Annotated in this window: 17 protein-coding genes and 1 riboswitch; of the genes, 4 read left to right on the forward strand and 13 right to left on the reverse strand. The window is 69.4% G+C overall.

Annotated elements, in window-relative coordinates:
- Positions 1-60 precede the first annotated feature (60 nt).
- Both lpdA and ABZ319_RS36050 read right to left on the reverse strand, forming a co-directional pair.
- A complete protein-coding gene (gene lpdA, locus ABZ319_RS36045; RefSeq protein ID WP_354991053.1) occupies positions 61-1,464 on the reverse strand; it encodes a dihydrolipoyl dehydrogenase in 1,404 nt (467 codons plus the stop codon).
- 131 nt (positions 1,465-1,595) lie between these two features.
- Complete coding sequence (locus ABZ319_RS36050) at positions 1,596-2,588, reverse strand: membrane dipeptidase (RefSeq protein ID WP_354991054.1); 993 nt, start codon at positions 2,586-2,588, stop codon at positions 1,596-1,598.
- Between the two features lie 122 nt (positions 2,589-2,710).
- On the opposite strand from ABZ319_RS36050, the gene ABZ319_RS36055 reads away from it, so the two are divergent.
- The 3 genes from ABZ319_RS36055 to ABZ319_RS36065 all read left to right on the forward strand — a co-directional run bounded on the left by ABZ319_RS36055 (position 2,711) and on the right by ABZ319_RS36065 (position 7,188).
- Entirely contained in the window at positions 2,711-3,733 is a 1,023-nt protein-coding gene (locus ABZ319_RS36055) for an AraC family transcriptional regulator ligand-binding domain-containing protein (protein ID WP_354991055.1), read from the forward strand.
- Between the two features lie 317 nt (positions 3,734-4,050).
- Positions 4,051-5,064 (forward strand): NADP-dependent oxidoreductase, encoded by a 1,014-nt coding sequence (locus tag ABZ319_RS36060; RefSeq protein WP_354991056.1) that lies wholly within the window; start codon positions 4,051-4,053, stop codon positions 5,062-5,064.
- Positions 5,065-5,130: 66 nt separating this feature from the next.
- The gene (locus ABZ319_RS36065; RefSeq protein WP_354991057.1) at positions 5,131-7,188 is read left to right on the forward strand and encodes a prolyl oligopeptidase family serine peptidase; all 2,058 of its coding nucleotides are present in this window, start codon (positions 5,131-5,133) and stop codon (positions 7,186-7,188) included.
- 9 nt (positions 7,189-7,197) lie between these two features.
- Here ABZ319_RS36065 and ABZ319_RS36070 read toward each other — a convergent pair whose 3' ends face one another.
- The 11 genes from ABZ319_RS36070 to ABZ319_RS36120 form a co-directional block, all read right to left on the reverse strand.
- Positions 7,198-8,073, reverse strand: coding sequence for an alpha/beta fold hydrolase (locus tag ABZ319_RS36070; protein WP_354991058.1), 876 nt, complete (start codon positions 8,071-8,073; stop codon positions 7,198-7,200).
- Between the two features lie 186 nt (positions 8,074-8,259).
- Positions 8,260-8,892, reverse strand: coding sequence for a TetR/AcrR family transcriptional regulator (locus ABZ319_RS36075; RefSeq protein WP_354991059.1), 633 nt, complete (start codon positions 8,890-8,892; stop codon positions 8,260-8,262).
- A gap of 466 nt (positions 8,893-9,358) precedes the next feature.
- The gene (locus ABZ319_RS36080; protein ID WP_354991060.1) at positions 9,359-9,481 is read right to left on the reverse strand and encodes a hypothetical protein; all 123 of its coding nucleotides are present in this window, start codon (positions 9,479-9,481) and stop codon (positions 9,359-9,361) included.
- Between the two features lie 230 nt (positions 9,482-9,711).
- The gene (locus ABZ319_RS36085) at positions 9,712-10,326 is read right to left on the reverse strand and encodes a peroxidase-related enzyme (protein WP_354991061.1); all 615 of its coding nucleotides are present in this window, start codon (positions 10,324-10,326) and stop codon (positions 9,712-9,714) included.
- Positions 10,319-10,843, reverse strand: coding sequence for a hypothetical protein (locus ABZ319_RS36090; RefSeq protein WP_354991062.1), 525 nt, complete (start codon positions 10,841-10,843; stop codon positions 10,319-10,321). The genes ABZ319_RS36085 and ABZ319_RS36090 overlap by 8 nt, the downstream gene beginning before the upstream one ends.
- Positions 10,840-11,847, reverse strand: a complete 1,008-nt coding sequence (locus ABZ319_RS36095) for a putative FMN-dependent luciferase-like monooxygenase (protein ID WP_354991063.1) — start codon at positions 11,845-11,847, stop codon at positions 10,840-10,842. The genes ABZ319_RS36090 and ABZ319_RS36095 overlap by 4 nt, the downstream gene beginning before the upstream one ends.
- Positions 11,844-12,650: an ABC transporter ATP-binding protein gene (locus tag ABZ319_RS36100; RefSeq protein ID WP_354991064.1), complete on the reverse strand. Its 807-nt coding sequence runs from the start codon at positions 12,648-12,650 to the stop codon at positions 11,844-11,846. The genes ABZ319_RS36095 and ABZ319_RS36100 overlap by 4 nt, the downstream gene beginning before the upstream one ends.
- Positions 12,637-13,881: an ATP-binding cassette domain-containing protein gene (locus tag ABZ319_RS36105; protein WP_354991065.1), complete on the reverse strand. Its 1,245-nt coding sequence runs from the start codon at positions 13,879-13,881 to the stop codon at positions 12,637-12,639. The genes ABZ319_RS36100 and ABZ319_RS36105 overlap by 14 nt, the downstream gene beginning before the upstream one ends.
- 103 nt (positions 13,882-13,984) lie before the next feature.
- Entirely contained in the window at positions 13,985-15,820 is a 1,836-nt protein-coding gene (locus tag ABZ319_RS36110; RefSeq protein ID WP_354991066.1) for an ABC transporter permease, read from the reverse strand.
- A gap of 4 nt (positions 15,821-15,824) precedes the next feature.
- A complete protein-coding gene (locus tag ABZ319_RS36115) occupies positions 15,825-16,979 on the reverse strand; it encodes an ABC transporter substrate-binding protein (protein ID WP_354991067.1) in 1,155 nt (384 codons plus the stop codon).
- 34 nt (positions 16,980-17,013) lie between these two features.
- A riboswitch (SAM riboswitch) is annotated at positions 17,014-17,129 on the reverse strand.
- Positions 17,130-17,378: 249 nt separating this feature from the next.
- On the reverse strand, positions 17,379-18,023 hold the full coding sequence (locus ABZ319_RS36120; RefSeq protein ID WP_354991068.1) for a haloacid dehalogenase-like hydrolase: 645 nt from the start codon (positions 18,021-18,023) through the stop codon (positions 17,379-17,381).
- Between the two features lie 112 nt (positions 18,024-18,135).
- Between ABZ319_RS36120 and ABZ319_RS36125 the strand changes: the two genes are divergently transcribed.
- A complete protein-coding gene (locus ABZ319_RS36125) occupies positions 18,136-18,966 on the forward strand; it encodes a GNAT family N-acetyltransferase (protein ID WP_354991069.1) in 831 nt (276 codons plus the stop codon).
- The last annotated feature ends 275 nt before the right edge of the window (positions 18,967-19,241 follow it).

Below are 19,241 nucleotides of genomic sequence, written 5' to 3' on the forward strand. Positions count from 1 at the left end.
GCCGCAGTCGATTCGACTGCGGCCGGGCCTTTTTCACGCTCTCGGCCGGGCAGGCCCCGATCAGAAGTTGATCATGTGGCCCGCGAGGCCGTGGATCGCCTCCTGGAGCGCCTCGCTCAGGGTCGGGTGGGTGTGCACGTTGCGCGCGAGCTCGTTGACGGTCAGGTCCCACTTCTGGGCCAGGGTCAGCTCGGGCAGCAGCTCGGAGACGTCGGGGCCGATGAGGTGGCCGCCGAGCAGTTCGCCGTGCTTGGTGTCGGCGATGAGCTTGACGAAGCCCTGGGCGTCGCCGAGGCCGTGCGCCTTGCCGTTGGCGGTGAACGGGAAGGTCGCGACCTTCACGTCGTAGCCCTCGTCCTTGGCCTGCTGCTCGGTGAGACCGAAGCTGGCGACCTGCGGCTGGCAGAAGGTGGCGCGCGGCATCATCCGGTAGTCGCCCAGCGCCATGGTCTCGGCGCCGCCGATGGTCTCCGCGGCCACCACGCCCTGCGCCTCCGCGACGTGCGCGAGCTGCAGCTTGGCGGTGACGTCACCGATGGCGTAGATGCCGGGCACGTTGGTACGCATGTAATCGTCGATGGCGATGGCGCCGCGATCGGTCAGCTGCACACCGGTGTTCTCGAGGCCGTAGCCCTGCACGCGCGGCGCGAAGCCGACGGCCTGCAGCACCTTGTCCACGGTGACGGTCTCGACGTTGCCGGACTTGTTGTCCTTGATGGCGACGGTGACCTTGGAACCGTCGTCGTCGATGGACTGCACGGCCGCACCGGTGGTGATGGTGACACCGAGCTTCTTGTACGCCTTGGTGATCTCCTTGGAGACGTCGGCGTCCTCGTTCGGCAGTGCGCGGTCCAGGAATTCGACGATGCGAACGTCCACGCCGTAGTTCTTGAGCACGTACGCGAATTCCATGCCGATGGCGCCCGCGCCGACGATCAGGATCGAGCCCGGCAGGTCGCGGGTGAGGATCTGCTCCTCGTAGGTCACGACGTTGGCCGACAGCTCGGTGCCCGGCAGCAGCTTGGTGGTGGTGCCGGTCGCGATGATCACGTTGTCGAACGTGAGGGTCTCGGTGCCGCCCTTGGTGAGCGCGACGGAGATCGTCTTGGCGTCGACGAAGGTGCCCGCACCGTCGAACTCGTCGATCTTGTTCTTCTTCATCAGGAAGTGGACGCCCTTGACGCGGCCGTCCGCCACCTTGCGGCTGCGATCGAACGCGGCCCCGAAGTCGAAGCTCGCCTCACCGGAGATACCGAAGGTCTTGGCTTCTTTATGGAAGATATGGGCCAGCTCCGCGTTTCGAAGCAGGGCCTTGGACGGAATGCAGCCCACGTTCAGGCACACGCCACCCCAGTATTTCTGCTCGACGATCGCTGTTCGCAGGCCGAGTTGAGCGGCACGAATCGCGGCGACGTAACCGCCGGGACCAGCACCGAGAACGACGACATCGTAGTGGGAAGTCACGCCCCCGAGCCTAACCCCGGCGGGCGAATCGCACTCAGCCACTCCCCGCCTCGGTGAGATCCCGCCGCCGAGGTTCGGGCTGCGCGGGTTGTCCGGTTTCGAAGCCGCTGATCACACCGGCACGCGGGTAGCTAACGCCAGACCCGTGCCGCTACACGTGCGAAATTGCCGCCGAACAGCGCGGCGCGCTCGGTCTCGGAGAAGCCGCGCCCGGCGAGGATCTCGTCCAGGCCGGGAACCTCCGAACGCCCCAGCAGATCCTCGGGCGGCGTCCACTGAATGGGACCCCAGCGGGTGAACTCCGCGGAGAAACTCTCGGGATTGTCGGCGATCTCCTGATTGAACTGGTCACCGTCGAAGGAGAAGTCCGAGCTGATCCCGATGTGGTCGATGCCGAGCAGCTCCACGCCGTACACGATGTGGTCGGCCATGGCCGCGACGCGTGCGGCGCGCTCGTCCGGGCCGTTGTGGCCGAGGAAGATGCCGACGCCGTTGATGCCGATGACGCCGCCGGTCGCGGCGCAGGCGCGGGCCTGATCGTCGGTGATATTGCGCGGATGCGCCCAGACGCCCGCGAAATTGGAGTGGCTGTAGATCATCGGCGCGGTGGTGACGGCGGCGATGTCCAGGCCGGTGCGCGCGGCGCAGTGCGAGCCGTCGGCGAACATGCCGACCTCGTTCAGCGTGCGGATCAGGTCGCGCCCGTAGGCGGTGAGACCGGTGTCCGAGGCGTCGAGGCAGCCGCCGCCCGCGGTGTTGGCGAAGTTGTAGGCGGGCAGCAGCGATCGCACGCCCAGGTCGTAGAAGACCTTGACGTTGTCGAGGTCACCGCCGAGCGGGGCGGAGTCCTCGAGGTCGAAGGCGAGGGCCAGGGTGTCGCGGGGCGTGGCCGGCCAGGCGTCCCCGAAGCTCTCCACGAGGTGAAAGCGGCCGTCCGCCAAGGCTTCCCGGCGGAACCGGCGCAGCAGGGCGAGCGAGTCCGCGGTGCTGTGCAGCGAGTAGCCGACGTTGACCGAGAGGTACGAGCCGAGCGGATACCTGGCCAGCTCGGTGATATCCGCGCTCGGCAGCAGCGGCAGGCAGCAGTGCTGCTCCCAGAGCCTGGGCGCGGACTTCTCGGGCACCGCGGAACCTCCTCGCTCGGACGGCATCGAACCAGCAATCCTACTGACCGCCACGACGACGGAGCCCCCGCTCACACTCCGTGGTCGAACGCGCTCGGCCGCGTGTCACTAGGGTGGGACGCGTGGAACCCGGGGCAGCGATCAACGGCACGGTCTCCACCCAGCTGATTCGGCTCGTGCGCGATTCGGCGCTGCGCGCCGGGGCCGACCCGGGACAGCTCGCCGCGATCGCCGGCACCGACGACGCCACCCTGTCCGGAGAACTGAACCGCATCCCCATCGGGTCGCTGATTCGCCTGTGGGAGTTGGTCTCCCACAGCGGGGGCGGCACGGGCGCGGGCCTCGCGGTGGTCGAGGCCGCGCCGCTGGGCACCCTGAGCACCTGGGACTACCTGGTCACCACCGGCCCGACGCTCACCGAGTCGCTGCGGGGGGCCCAGCCCTATCACCGCCTGGTCACCGCGGCCGAGGAAGGTTTCGACCTGCACGCCGACGGCGACCTCACCGTCGGATTCCGCACCACCGCGGGCGATCCCGCCGTGGTCTCGGTGGTCAACGAATACGTCCTGGCCTACTACCTGCGCCGCGCCCGCGAGGCCACCGGCCGTGACGTCCGCCCCACCCGCGTCACCTTCGCCGACGCCGCCCCCGCCCGGCACGCGGAGCTGATCACCGCCTTCGGCACGGAGAACATCGAATTCGGGGCCGACGCCGACTCGATCACCTTCGCCGCCGCGGACGCGCACGCCCCGCTGCTGCGCGCCGACCCGACCCTGGCCGCACTGCTGCGCAGTCACGCCGATCTGGTGCTGAACAGCTCGAAGGCCGTCGCCGACCCCCTCGACGCCTTCCGCACCGCCCTGACAGCGGCCCTGGCCGAGGCCGACCTGACCCTCGACACCGTCGCCCACCGCCTCCTGCTCGGCCGCCGCACCCTGCAACGCCAGCTCTCCGATCACGGCACCACCTGGCGGCAGGAGGTCGACCGCGCCCGGCACGAGCAGGCCGAATCCCTACTGGCACAGGGCAATCTGACCACCGCCGCCATCGCCACCCGCCTCGGGTTCACCGACGACCGCGCTTTCCGCAAAGCCTTCCACCGCTGGACCGGCGCCTCGCCCTCCGCCGCCCGCACCGCCCACTGACCCCGCCCAGCACGCCCACTCCGGCTGCCCGGACAGCTGCCGCGGGCGATCGGCACAGGACAGCGATGCTGCGCCGACCGGAAACCCCTGTGCCAAACGGATTCCCCGTCCCACCGGGAAGTTCACGGCCGAGGCACGCGAGTCCGAGCCGGTTCCGGCGGAAGTCACGGCCCGGTGGCCGTTCGCCGTCCCGAACACCTGGCACGTGCGGACCGGTCGGTGACACCGCGGGACCTGGGACGGGGTCCCGCACCGCCATAACGTTATCCACAACGAAGCGGACAGGCCGCCTCGGATGGCGAAAAGGTAAGTGCGACATGACCTCTCAGACTCGTTCCGCCCGTGAGATCCAGCTCGCCACGCGCCCGGACGGCGTGCCGACGGCCGCGAACTTCGCGCTCGTGGAGCGCCCGGTGCCCGAGCTCGCCGCGGGGCAGATCCTGGTGCGCAACACCTGGATGTCGGTGGACCCGTACATGCGGGGCCGCATGGATGACAAGGAGTCCTACATCCCGCCGTTCGAGCTGGGCGCGGCGCTCGAGGGTTCGGCGGTCGGCGAGGTCATCGAATCCCGTTCGGCGGCAATCCCGGTCGGCACGACCGTCTCGCACTTCGCGGGCTGGCGCGAGGTCGCGGTGGTGGACGCCGAACACGCCACCCCGATCGACACCACCGTCGCCGCCGCCCACCACTTCCTGGGCGCGCTGGGCACCACCGGCCTGACCGCCTACGCCGCGCTCACCGACGTGGCCCCGATCCGCCCCGGCGACACCGTCTTCATCTCCGCCGCCGCGGGTGCGGTGGGCAGCGTGGCCGGGCAGATCGCCCGGGCGCTGGGCGCGGGGCGGGTGATCGGCTCGGCGGGCGGGCCGGTCAAGACCGCGCTGCTGCGCGAGGAATTCGGGTTCGACGCCGCGATCGACTACCGGGCCGGGGATCTGGCGGGGCAGCTGGCCGCTGCCGCACCCGAGGGCATCGACGTCTACCTCGACAGCGTGGGTGGCGAGCACCTGAAGGTCGCCATCGAGGCCATGCGCCGGGGCGGGCGCATCGCGCTGGTCGGCGCGATCAGCGGGTACAACGGCGGTCAGGCGGCTGCCGTGCCCGATCTCTACCTGGCCGCCACGAAGGAGATCACCCTGCGCGGCATGCTGGTCAGCAGCTATTTCCCGCTGTTCGGCGAGTACATCGGCAAGGCCGCGGGCTGGCTGGCCGAGGGCGCCCTGCGCACCCGCGAGACGGTGTACGAGGGTCTGGAGCAGGCCCCCGCCGCTTTCCTCGGGGTGCTGGCCGGAGCGAACACCGGGAAGATGCTCGTCCGGCTCGGCTGAGCGGTGCGAATGGGCGGGCGGCGGCACAGTCCCCACCTCCGGCACCATGTCGGCAACAATATGGGCATGACCGGTGTTGGAGAGACCGTGACGGATCCGTACCTGTGGCTGGAAGAGGTAACCGGTGAGCGCGCGCTGGATTGGGCGCGCGCACACAACGAGGTGGTGATGGACCGGTTCGCGTCGTCGGACCGGTTCACCGACCTGCAGGCCCGCATTCTGGCCATGCTCGACACCGATACCCGCATCGCCTATCCCGGCCGGCGTGGCCGGTGGCTCTACAACTTCTGGCGTGACGCCGAACACCCCAAGGGTCTGTGGCGGCGCACCAGTTTCGCCGAATACACCCGGGACGACCCGGACTGGGAGGTCCTGATCGACCTCGACGCCCTGGCCGAGGCAGAGGACGAGAACTGGGTGTGGGGCGGCGCGGCGGTGCTGCGCCCGGAGCAGTCGCGGGCGCTGATCAGCCTCTCGCGCGGTGGCGCGGACGCCAAGGTGATCCGCGAATTCGACGTCGACGCGAAGGTCTTCCTGGATCCGGCGGACGGCGGCTTCCACCTGCCCGAGGCCAAATCCGAGATCCGCTGGATCGACATCGACACCGTCTATGTCGGAACGGATTTCGGCCCCGGCTCCCTCACCGATTCCGGCTACCCGCGCATCGCCAAGCGCTGGCGGCGCGGCACCCCGCTGACCGACGCCGAGACGGTCTACGAGGGCGCGGCCACCGACATCGCGGTCTCGGCCGGATACGACCGGACCCCGGGCTACGAACGGCATTTCATCGGCCGCGCCACCGACTTCTTCAACGAGGAGGTCTACCTGCTGGAGGCCGGCGGCGCCCTGCGCCTGCTCGAGCTGCCCACCGACGCGTCCGAATCCTGGTACAAGGACTGGCTGCTGGTGCAGCTGAAGTCGCCGTGGGAGGCCGGCGGAGTCCTGCACCCGTCCGGTGCGCTGCTGGCCATCGACTTCGAGCGATTCCTGTCCGGCGCACGCGATTTCGAGGTGCTCTTCGCACCCGACGCGCACACGGCGCTGCACGGCTACGGCTGGACCGAGAACCATCTGCTGCTCATCACGCTGCAGGATGTGCAGACCAGGCTGCAGGTGCTGACCCCCGGCCCCGGGGGCTGGACCCGCGAACCGCTGGCCGACGCCCCGCCGATGGCAACCACCAGCGTCATGAATCTCGACCCGCTGGAGGGCGGCGACGAATTCATGCTCTCCACCAGTGGTTTCACCAGTCCCACCACCCTCATGTCGAGTTCGGTGGGCGGGCGCACCGAGGTGCTCAAGCGGGAACCGGAGTTCTTCGACGCCGAAGGCGTTGTGACCGAACAGTTCTTCGCCACCTCCGCGGACGGGACGCAGGTGCCGTACTTCGTCATCCGGCACCGCGATCATCTGGGCACGCCCGGCCCCGCGGTCATGTCCGGCTACGGCGGTTTCGAGGTCTCGCGAACCCCCGCCTACAGCGGCGCCTCCGGTATGGGCTGGCTCGAACGCGGCGGCGCGTGGGTCATGACCAACATCCGCGGCGGCGGCGAGTACGGCCCCGACTGGCACACCTCGGTGCAGAAGGCCAACCGCTACAAGGTGTACGAAGATTTCTCGGCCATCGCCCGCGACCTCGTCGCGCGCGGCATCACCACCCACGCGCAGCTGGGCGCGGTCGGCGGCAGCAACGGCGGACTGCTGATGGGCGTCATGCTCACCCGCTACCCGGAGCTGTTCGGCGCCATCGTCTGCCAGGTGCCGCTGCTGGACATGAAGCGCTACCACCTGCTGCTGGCGGGCGCGTCCTGGGTGGCCGAGTACGGCGACCCGGACAAGCCCGAGGAATGGGAGTACATCGCGAAGTACTCCCCGTACCAGAACACCGATCCGGACGGCGCGTACCCGCCGATCCTGCTCACCACCTCCACCCGCGACGACCGCGTGCACCCCGGTCACGCGCGAAAGATGGCCGCGCTCTTGGAATCCCAGGGCCATCCGGTGTGGTACCACGAGAACATGGAGGGCGGGCACGGCGGCGCGGCGGACAACAAGCAGTCCGCCTTCCAGGCCGCGCTCATCTACGAGTTCTTCACCCGGAATCTCGTCGAACGCGACGTCTGACGCGCGAGATCAGCGGTCCCGCAACCACTTCTCGACATAGTCGAGGGTGCTCTCGGGATCGCTGATCCAGCCGTTGTGTCCCAGTGGTTCCGGGTTGTGCCAGCGGGTGATCTCCGCCCTGGGCAGCTTCGCCAGCAGATGCGCCGCCGAACTCGGCGGGGTCATGTCGTCACCGGCCAGGGTCACCGACAGCACCGGCAGTTTCAGCCGGGAGATCCGCTCCTCGTAATCGATGTCCGCACCGGCCGGTTCGAAGCGACCGGTGCGGGCCAGGCGCGCCAGGTCGGCGATGAGCACCTTGGACTGCGGCCCGAACCCGCCCGCGTTGATCCGGTCGCCCGGCCACAGCCCCGCGAAGTTCCCGGCGACCGCCAGCGCGGCGCTGTTCAGCAGGAAGCCGGGCGTGGACAGCCCGCGCACCCCGCGGTGGTACGGCGTGCCCGAGGCCACCAGGATCAATCCGCCGAGCCTGCCCCGGATCCGCGAGGCGTACATGACCCCCAGTTGCCCGCCCATGCTGTGCCCCAGCAGATAGGGGGTGCTGTCCGGGAACCGCTGCCGCACCACCTGGAACATGGCGGGAAAATCCACCGCCACCAACTCCTGATACCCGTAGGTGCCGCCCGGATGCGGCCGGTGCCCCAGCGATCCCCGGGGTCGGCCGCCGTTGCCGCGCAATTCGAGCAGCGCCACGTCGAATCCCCGGGCCGCCAACGGCTTACCGAACAGCGAGTAGAACTCACCGGGCACCCCGAGCCCGGGCGCGATCACCACCACCGGACGCGGCGCGTCCGGTGTGATCGGATGCCGGTGCGCACCCTGCGCCGGCAGCAGCCACACCGAGACGGTCGAGCCGTCCGGCATCTGAATGGGCACCGTCTCCATGCGCCGAACCTACCCGCTTACACCATGACCGCCCGGCAGCCGTCCGCGGTGGGCCCTGACCGGTCCGCAGACGCGCCGAAAACGCCCGGGTGGGGCCGGGAGAGGCCACGCGGGCGTTTCCGGGGCAGCGGCCGCCACAGCCCGTTCGGGATGCGAAACCCGGTGGGACCGGCGGCGGTTCGTAGGTCAGGCGCTGACGGCGCCCATGATGACGCGGCGCAGAACGCTGATGACCTCGTCCAGCGGCGGGCGCGGCTCCGAGCCGCTCCAGGCGTCCACGACGTAATTGACCGCGCCGATGATGGCGAGCACGCGCATCTCGTAGTCCCCCGGCGGAATCTCCCCGTGCATGGCGGCGTCCTCGGCGGCACTGGCCAGCAGCGCTCCCCAGGCCCGGCGCAGCTCCAGCCGGAATTTCTCGACCTTGGGGCCCGCGCCGACCACCTCGACCAGGGCGACCCGCGCCTTGCGGGGATCCCGGCCGATCGACTCGATATAGGCGCGCACGGCGGCGTCGATGATATCGATGGCGTTGGCGTCGGACTGCTCGGCGATGGTGGCCGCGACGGCCTCCCGAGATTCCCGGTCGATCTGCTCGTAGAGTTCGAGCAGCAACGATTCGCGCCCGGTGAACTCCTCGTAGAACTGCCGCGACGAGAGGCCGGCGTCCTTGCAGATCGCGCCGACCGAACTGTTCGCGTAGCCGTCTCGCGCGAAGACCGTCAGCCCCGACTCCAGAAAACGCGCACGACGCTGCCGTTGCCGGTCTTCTACGGGCTGCCCGGCGTACATTCTTCCCGCGTTCGTTTCCTGTGACATTGCGCCAGACAATACCGAAGGGCCCGATCCCCTCGTCATGGATCGGGCCCTTCGTTTGCACCTTCGACATCCCGCGCGATAGCCGAAAGTTGGCTCAGTGTCTCGGGTCGCCACAGCGCACCGGGGACGGCGGATATAGGCAGGGGAACCGTCCCAGGTTCGGAACGCGAATCCGGGGGGAGATTCACGTTCCGATGCCGCATTGGCCCGAAAGTCACTGATCGTTTGCCACTCAACACGATACAGAGCGGACGAACTGGACGGAATACTTTTGAAGGAGTTTTTTCAGATTTATTAGCGCCACCCCGCCGACCTCGGCCGGGGCCACCGGCGCCCACCTGGAATCTCCTGCAAAGTACCCACTCGACCCGGACATGACACGGGGCTCGATCCATGGGTCATGGATCGAGCCCCGCGGGTTCTGCTTCGGCCTGCGCGCAATAGCCGAAAGGTGGCACTCGGACGGCTACTTGGCGGAACCGCTCGCCGAGCCGGTCGCGAGCAGCTTCAGGATGGTCTGGGCGAGGATGTCAGAAATGATGTCGGTCATGGGGGTGCTCCGATTCAACCAGGTCGCCAGTGCCGTCACTGACTGTTTGCCACCGGGACGTTACCCAGCCGCGGGCGGCCTGCGGAAGCTTTTGAAGGAAAAATCTAGGGTAAATTCCAGACAGATCTAGATCGTTTCCTACCTGCGGTTTCACCCCCGGAACGCGATCCGAGACGCCACGCCGAGCGACTCGCCGGACCCACCACATCTTCCGGTTGCCGCGATCTCCCCGCAACCCCGAAATCGGACCGGTTTCGTGCCGGCCGGTCTCATCCGGCGGCGGGCACCTCCGGCTCCCCCAGGGTCAGCATGAGGCGGTTCGCCCACGAGAACGACGCCGTGGACAGCACCAGATCGTGGATCTCGGAGCCGGTGAAACCGAGCTCGCGCAGCCGGTCGATGTGCGACCGCTCGGCCCGCGGCGGATTGGCCGCCAACGCGTCCACGAAATCGATTATGGCGTCCCATCTTTCATCGATGCGAACGCCATTTCCGGTGTCCAGCAATCGCTGCACGTCCGCTTCGCGCTTGGACAGCGCGGAGGTGAATCGGGAATGCACCGAGGCGCAATATTCACAGCCGTTGTGCCGCGAGGTGACGGTGGCCGCGAGTTCCCTTTCGGCGCGGCCGACCCCGGCGCGACCGTAAAAGATCTCCTTGTCGTTGCCGCTGCGATGCTCCAGCACATTGACATTGCGCGCCAAAAGCCGGAAATACGGCCCGACGCCCCGATCACCCGCCAGCAAAGGGGCTTGGCGCTCATCGGCTTCGGCCAGTTTTATGGGTTCCACCCAGGGCACCCAGTCCAGTTGTGCCTGGGTGAAACCCGCGGGGCGGCGGGCGCTGTCGACGCTGCGCACCTCGGAGGCCGGGTTCTCACTCATGTGCTGCTCCGATCAGGGTGAGACCGGCCAGCAGCCGGGCCTGGAAATGGACGTAGCCGATGAGCTGGGCCACGGTCACGATGTCGGCGGCGGTGAGTCCGGCCGCGCCCAGCGCGTCGATATCCGCCCGGGTCACGGTGGCGGGGGCGGTGCTGACCTGCGCCGCGTGCTTCAGGATCGCGGCCAGCACCGCGTCGCCCGCCGCGGGCACGGTGCCGAGTCCGGCGTAGTGCGCGGCCAATTCGGGTGCGCCCGCCAATTCGGCGACGGCCACCGCCGCCGCTATGACGCGCTCTCGGCCCAGGACCGCGGTGGCCGGACCGTCCAGCAGGGCTTCGAACACGCCCTGGGTGTGCTCGACCACCAGCGGGCGCGCCTGCCGCAGTTCCCGCACGCCGGCCGCGCGGTCGCCCAGCACGGTGTCGATCACGTCGGCGTATGCCGGTGCGTCGCCTGCTTTTCCGGTGCCCACCACGGACGCTGTCGCGTCGGGGGCACGGTCGCTCACCTCGGTCACTGTGTGTTTCCTTCCCGCCAACCCAGTTGCGGGGCAACCTTCGTGGCAATGAGTTCGATGGAGCGCAGGGTGGCCTCGTGGCCGGGATCGACCGGGTGCACCTGCACGATGAGGTCGGTGGCGTGCCGCAGCGCGGTGTCGGCCGACAATTGGACCGCCACCTCGTCGGGCGTGCCGAAGTACGTGTCGCGCAGAATCTCTTCGACCGATCCCGCGAAATCGGCATCGTGATTGCGACGGAACTGATCCAGGAATCGCTGCGCACCGCGTTCGGCCAGGGTGCGCGCGGCGGCGCCGTCGTCGGCGACGAAAACGCCACGGGAAGCGCCGATTCGAGGCGACGCTCCGGCGGGCAACGCCGCCAGGTAGGCATTGACCAGGGGTTCCTGAATCTCCCAGAGCGCGGAGTTCGCGGTGGCGGCGTCGCGCGGCTGCGCCTTGGACAGCAGCAGGCCGTCCCCGGCCAGCCCGGCCCGGCGCGCCCCCGAGGCCGAGAAGGTCGCCTGCCACAACCGGTTTCGCAACTCCGGCGCGGGCGGATTGAGACCGCGGCCGCCCACCAGGGGCGTCCCGGTCAGGGCGGCGGTTACCCGGGTGAGCTTGTCCGCGTACACCTGCTGCCGATCCGCCGACCCCAGCTCGAACAGGTCGAAGGCGTGTTTGGAACCGCCCGCCCCGAACCCGAGTTCGAGCCGGCCGCCGGTGAGCACGTCCAGCACCGCGGCGTCCTCGGCGACCCGGAGCGGATCCTCCAGCGCGAGGGTGACGATGGCGGTTCCCAAGCGCAACTTCGGGTTTCGCGCCGCGGCGTGGGCCAGGAAGACGAACGGCGACGGCAGGCCGCCCTCGTCCGGGTCCAGGTGGTGCTGCGCGACCCAGGCGGTGTCGTAGCCGAGTCGTTCGGCCGCGTCGAACTGTTCCAGGGCGTGCCGGTACACCGTGGCCGCGTCCTGGTCCGGGTCCGAGCGGACCAGGCGGGTGAAGAAGCCGAGCCGTCGTGTCATACCGTCGCCTTTCCCAGATAGGCATCGCGTACGGCCGGATTGTCGATGAGTTCGGCGGCCGGTCCGTGCAACACGATCTCACCGGTGCGCAGCACATTCGCGGAATGCGCGATGCTCAGGGCGAGTTCGGCCTGCTGTTCCACGATGAGAATGGCCAGCCCCAGTTCCCGGTTCAGCCGGGCGATCTCGTCCAGCACCCGATCCACGAACAGCGGCGACAGGCCCATGGTGGGCTCGTCCATGCAGATCAGCCGCGGCTTGCTCATGAGCGCACGCGCGAACGCCAGCATCTGCTGTTCGCCGCCGGACAGGGTGCCCGCGCGCTGCGCGCGCCGCTCGGCCAGGCGCGGGAAGTGCTCGAAGAGTTCGGCGGCCCGCGCGGCCAGCACCGACCGCCGTTCCTTGCGGATGTAGCCGCCGACGAACAGGTTCTCCTGCACCGTCATGGCCGGGAACACCCGCCGGGCCTCGGGCACCGACGCCAGCCCCGCGGCGATCCGCGCCGACGGCGGCGTCCTGCTCACGTCCACCCCGTCGATGCGCACCGCGCCGGAGGTCGGCTTCAGCAGTCCGAGCGCGGTCTTCATGGTGGTGGACTTACCCGAGGCGTTGCCGCCCAGCAGCGACACGATCTCGCCGGGGCGAACCCGCAGCGATACCTCGTTCAGCGCGCGGGACGCGCCGTAATGCACGACAACCTTGTCGAATTCCAGTATGGGAGCAGCACTTTCGTCGAAGCGCGCCGCACCGGCGAGCTCGGAGGCGACCGCCGCCCCGGCACCGGCGGTATCAATGACCGGCATCCGCGGACACCTTCCCTTTCACGTCTGCGTCGCCCGGGTTCTCCGAACCGGCCGTTGCCGTGGGCTCGTCCGCACCCCCGGCACCGTCTTGCCGCTCGGCGACAGTGGCTTCGGGGTCCGCGACGGCCTCGGAGTCGGCGGTGACATCGGAACCGGACGCTCGGGAGTCGGCGTCGGCCACAGCGTCGACGGTGGAACCGGAGTCGGCTACGGGATCTGGCTCGGCGACGGGGCCCGAGTCCGCGACAGGGTTCTCGGCCGGCGCGACCGTACGCCTGCCACCCCGTCTCCTGCCCAGATACGCCTCGATCACCCGGGGGTCCTCGAGCACCTCGTCCGGCGTTCCCTCGGCGATGACCCTGCCCTCGTCCAGCACCAGCACGCGGTCGGACAACTCGTGCACCAGATCCATCTTGTGCTCGACCAGCAGCACCGTCTGGCCCCGCGCCTTCAATTCCGCCAGCTGCCTGCCGATTTCGGCGGTCTCGGTCTGGTTCATACCCGCCGCGGGCTCGTCGAGCAGCAGCAGGCGCGGCTCGAGGGCCAGGGCGCGCGCGATCTCGGTCCGCCGCCGATTGGCGTAGGACAGGGTGAAGGCGGAGTTGTCGGCGCGCGGGGTGAGCCGCTCGCCGAAGCGCGCCAGCTGGGCGTCGATGCGCGCGGCGGTCGCCCTGCGTTCGGCCCGGGCGGCCGGGGTCGGCACGAGCGCCACCCCGAGCTCCGCCAGCAGGGATACCCAGCGCAGCAGCGGAATTCCCGCCAGTGCCCGCAGCGGGCGGGACGCGCGCAGGGTGGTCTGCAACCCGACGTCCACGTTCTCGCGGACCGTCATGTTGCCGAACACCCGCCCGTTCTGGAAGGTGCGCGCGATACCCGCGTCGGCGGCCGCCTCCGGCCTACCGGGCCGAATGCGCTTGCCGTGCACCAGAATCTCTCCGGAGTCGGGCTTCAGCACCCCGGAGATGAGGTTGACCGTGGTCGACTTACCGGAGCCGTTGGGCCCGATGATCGACACGAACTCCCCCGGCGCGATCGTGATGTCCAGACCGTCCACCGCACGCACGCCGCCGAACGCCCGCCGCAGGCCCCGAACCGACAGCACCGCCTGGGCCTCGGAGTCTCGCGGCCCGGCCACCGGCCCGCTGGGCCGAGCCACCGGCTCGCTCGGCCCGCCCGCCGGGTCGCCCGGCCCGATCACCGGGTCGCTCGGCCCGACCACCGGGTCGCTCACCACGACTGCTGAATCGGGCTGCTCGACTGTCGAATCATGCTGCCTCACTGCCGAATCGCTCTGCTCGACCGGCATAGGTTCGCCGAGCGGGCCGGGTGCGGTCTCAGACGGTGACTTCGGCACGTTCCCTCCTCACCAGAATGCCCTGCGGCCGGAACCGCACGACCAGCAGCAGCACCACGCCGTACAGCACGATGCGCAGTTCGGGAGCCAGCCGCAGCGCCTCGGGCACCCCGATCAGCACCACCGCGCCCAGCACCGCGCCGTACGGCGACGCCGTGCCGCCGAGCACCAGGATGGTCACCACCAGCAGTGACATCGGCAGGTTGAACACGGTCGGATCGATGTAGGAGTACTGGTGCGCCAGCAGCGCACCGCCGATCCCGGAGAAGAACGCGGCGATCGCGAACGCCAGCGCCTTGTAGTCGCGCACCGGCACCCCGGCCGACCGCGCCGCCACCTCGTCCGCGCCGATGGCCCGGATCGCGGTGCCCAGCCGGGACCGCTGCACCGCGAGCATGACCGCCAGCGTGATGGCCAGCACCACCAGTTCGAGCCGGAAAATCTCGGTGTGCGTGGTGAATTCGAAGCCGAAGATCTCCGGCGCCGGAATGCCGAAGATGCCGTAGCTGCCCCGCGTCACCGGCTCCCAATTGCGGATCAGCGCGACCGTGACGATGCCGATGCCGAGCGTGGCGATGGCGACGTAGTGCCCGCCGAGCCGCCACAGCGGCGCGGCCAGCACCGAGGACACCACGGCGGCCAGAATCCCCGCGACGACGATCGCGGGCAGGAACGACCAGCCGTGCGAGACCGTCAGGACCGCCGAGGTGTACGCGCCGATCGCGATCGGCCCGGCCTGCCCGATGGCGAGCTGCCCCGCCGAACCCGCGACCAGCGTCATGGACACGGCGATGATCGCGTAGGCCAGGATCTGGGTGCCGACCGAGATGCCGTAGTCGTCGGACACGGCCGGAATCACCAGTCCCGCAACGGCGAACGCGATGAGCGCGTGCCACCACCGCACCCGCAACTGCCGGCCCGACCCCAGGAAGGTGCCGGTCAGCGGCTCCGAATCGATGGCGGGCGGGCGCGCGAGCAGACCGCCCGGCCGCAGCACCAGGAACACGACCAGCAGCCCGAAGGTGATCAGATCGCGGTACCCGTCCCCGAAGGTGTAGATGCCGAACGCCTCGACCAGCCCGAGGACGAAACCGCCGACCACCGCACCGGGAATCGAACCGAGCCCGCCGATGGTGGCGGCCACGAAACCGGTCATGCCGACGACGCCGCCGCTGGTCGGGGAGATGTTGGAGTTGTAGAGCCCGACGAAGATGCCCGCCAATCCGCCCAGCCCCGAGGCGATGGCGAAGGCCAGGGACTGGATCCGCCCCACTCCGATGCCCATCTGCGCGGCGGCGTCGGGATCCTGTGCGGTGGCGCGAATGGCCAGCCCGTACCGGCTGTACCGCAGGAAGCTCCAGAGCCCGGCCATCACCGTGACGGTGATGGCGAACATGACCACGTCCGAGGTGCCGAACCGGATGCCGCCGACCTGAAAGTTGTTGGTGGGCAACACCTGGGGGAACGGGCGGGTGTCCGGCCCGAAGACCAGCGCCACCACGTTCTCCAGGATCAACCCGACCGCCACCGTGGCCAGCAGCGCCGCGATGGCCGGTGCGCGGCGCAGCGGCCGCACCGCCAGCACGTCGATCGCCACCCCGAGCAGCGCGGTGCCGCCGACCACGATCGCCAGGGCGAGCCAGAGCGGCAGCCCCTGCTCGGCGATCAGCCACCAGCCCAGCACCGACCCGAAGGCGAAGATGGCGCCGTGCGCGAAATTGATGACGTTGCTGACCCCGAAGATCAGGGTGATGCCCACGGCGATGAGTGCGTACGCATTGCCGTGGACCAGACCCGCTATGAGCGTGTCGAACATGTCGCTACTTGTTGCCGGTCGGCACGAACGCGCCGTTCTTCAGGATCAGCTCGATCGGCTTCACCCCGTTCGGTCGGCGCGTCTGCTGATCGAAAGCGAAAGTGCCCAGGCCGATTCCGTCGAAGTCCTTGACCTCGCGCAGTCCCTTCAGGACGCCCTCGCGGGTCGCGCCGCCGTGCTCGGCCGCCTTGACCAGGACGTTGATCGCGTCGTAGGCGTACACGTTGAAGTCGCCCGGATCGACGTTGAACTTGGCGCGGAACTTCTTCACGAAGTCCACCACCTTGGGGTTGGTGTCCGCGGCGGTGAAGACGCCGTTCACGATGTCACCCTCGGCCGCGGCGCCCGCCAGCGAGATGAACTGCGGGGTGTTCTGGCCGCCGAAGAACTGGCCGCCGTACCCGACGTCGCGCAGCTGCTTGACGATGAGCGCGCCGTCCGGGCCGTAGCCCAGGTGCACGAACGCCTCCGGGTTGGCATCGCGGCCCTTGATCAGCACCGGCCGGAAGTCCTGCGAGTCCGGCAGGATCGGCGAGGAGTAGACGATCTCCACGCCCTTCTCCTTGGCGGACTGCTCGAAGAACTTGAAAGCCTGCTTGCCCCAGTCGGTTTCAAGGTAGACGACCGAGACCTTCTTGGCCTTGGCGGACACCCACTGCGCATTGCGCTCCTGGAAGACGTCCAGGGTGATCGAGGGGCTCCACGAGTAGTCGCCGGCCTTGGTGAAGTCCACCGCGGAGTTCGTGAACCCGTACTGCACCAGCTTGCCGCGGTTGTACACCGGCGACGCCGCGATCGAGGCCGGGGACGAGAAGTCGCCCAGCTCGGCGATGATCGACTCGTCACCCACGAACTTCGTGGCGATCGGCACCGTCTGCTTCGGGTCGGATTGCGAATCCTCCCACTTCAATTCGACTTTCTTGCCGTTGATCCCGCCCGCAGCGTTGATCTCGTCCAGCGCCAGATCGAAACCCTGCTGCCACAGCCGCCCGTACTCGGCCGACGGACCCGATTTCGGCCCGGAAACACCGAAGTACACTGTGCCGCTGTCACTCTCGGATGACCCCCCGCACGCGGACACCAGCCCGGCCACCAGGGCCGCCGACGCGATACCCACCACTACCCGGAGTCGACGCGACCCGGACCACTGCTTACTCATCTGATTCCTCTGAACTCACCGGAACAGCCCGGCCACAACGCGCTTGTGATGCCCGGCGGGCACCACCTGGTCGTCACCCGGGGCACCCCACCGCTGCGCGAGGGTTGCCGATCAGCGAGCCGGGGCTCATCTGTGCTGATACTCGTGACCGTGCGCGCAACGCTAATGAGACGCCCCGCGCGCCGACAGCGTTCGAATCACCGTGAAGCCAAAAGCGCACGCGAACAGCGCTGCGCGGCAGAGATTCCGGGACGTAGGGACACGGCATCCGATCGAATCGCGGGCTCGGATCCCGCCGCGGTCGGATCCGGATGGCAGCGGTACTGGCCGGAGGATTTCGCCCGGGCCGGACCGGCCGATGCGCCGAGCCGAGCACCCGGCGACGCGGTCGGCGCGAGATCAGCGCGACGCCGTCAGATGCGCCTCGAACCAGTCCGGGAACTCGGTGAGATCGGTCAGCACCACGTCCGCGCCCTCGGCGGAGAGTTCCTCTGCCGAATAGGGCCCGGTCGTGACGGCCACCGAGAACGCGGCGGCGGCCTTCGCCCCGCGCACGTCCCCCAGATGATCGCCGACATAGATCGACGCCCCGTGCGCCCGCAGCGCGGTGCCCTTCGCCTCGGCCCATACGTCGCCGACCACCTCGTCGACACCGAGCCCGAGGTGTTCCAGGTGCAGCCGCGCGAAGGACTCCTTCTTGGCGGTGATGACGAGCGTCCTGCCGCCGGCGCGCCGCACCGCCGCCAGCGCCTCGACCACGCCCGGCAGGCGATCGGCGCCCGTGATCGCCAGGTCCGGGTACAGCTCGCGGTAGCGGGCCACCACCCCCGGCACCCGCTCGCTCGGGAACCACTCCGCGGCCTCGATCGCCAGCGGCGGGCCCAGCCGCGAGACCGCCAGCGCGGAATCGACGTGCACGCCCGTCTCGGCGGCGACCGCGTCCCAGACCGCGGCGATACCGGGCCGGGAATCGATCAGCGTCATATCCAGGTCGAACCCGACGACGGGTCCGGACGGGGTGCCGGCGGAAGCAGTGGGGGCCACGCTCCGACCATACGGACCGCGCGGTCCGGAGCCGCGTGCGGTGGCCGCGAACTGCCGAATTCGGTTGCCGCCGCGAACTAGGCTCGAAGCCATGCCCAACGATCAGCGATCCCTGTTCTGCAGTGTCGAGCTCGGCGCCCGCATCGAGGGGGTGGAGCGGGACCTGATCACGGCCGGAGCGACGGCCGCGGCGGACAGGCTCGGCGCGGACAGCGGTTTCCTCGTCCCGGTGGCCGGCGGCGTCGCGGCCTTCGCCGAACCCGGCTCGCCGCTGAACAAGGTCGCGGGCCTGGGCTTCGACGGCGTTCCGAGTGCGGACGAGTTCGAGGCGCTGGAAAAGCGATTCGCGGAGCGGGACACCCCGGTACAGGTGGAGCTCGCCCACCTCGCCGACCCGGCCATCGGCGAGTTCCTCACCGCGCGTGGATACCGGCTGCTGGGATTCGAGAACGTCCTCGGCATCGACCTGCGCGGCGTAACCGCCGCCGTCACCCCGCCCGAGATCGCCATCCGCCCGAGCGGGGACGACGAATTCGATACCTGGCTCGACGTCGTCGCCGACGGCTTCGCCCAGCCCGACACCCAGGGCGTCGCCTCGCACGAGGAGTTCCCGCGCGAGATCATCGCCCGGGCCATGCGCGACCTCACCGGCGCGGCGGGCGTCCAGCGCTACATCGCCCTCTACAACGGGCAGCTCGCGGGCGCGGCCAGCCTGCGCATGTCGCACGGCGTAGCCCAATTGACCGGTGCGGCAACGCTGCTCGCCCACCGCCGCAAGGGCGTGCAATCCACCCTGCTCACCAACCGCCTCACCATGGCCGCCGCCGCGGGCTGCGACATCGCCGTCATCACGACCCAGCCCGGCTCCAAATCCCAGCAGAACGCCCAGAACCGCGGCTTCGATCTGCTCTACACCCGCGCGGTCCTGGTGAAATCGGCCTAGCAACGGAACTGCTCACTGCCACAACCCCACTCGGACCGCCAACGCGAAAGGCCGGTTCACGTCGAGTGAACCGGCCATCCGCCGCCCCGTCGGTCCGCCGATCCACCCGCCCCCGCGAGCACGCCGACCGACTTCCCGTCATCCCGCTAGCCCGCCGGGGCGGGCGCGTTGCCCAGCCGCCTGGCACCTGGCACCTGGCACCTGGCACCTGGCACCTGGCACCTGGCACCTGGCACCTGGCAAGTCGAACCCGCCCTCGGCCCGGCGGCAAGGCC

Origin of the sequence: Nocardia sp. NPDC005978, assembly GCF_040614455.1 — a bacterium.
Classification (GTDB): Bacteria; Actinomycetota; Actinomycetes; order Mycobacteriales; family Mycobacteriaceae; genus Nocardia.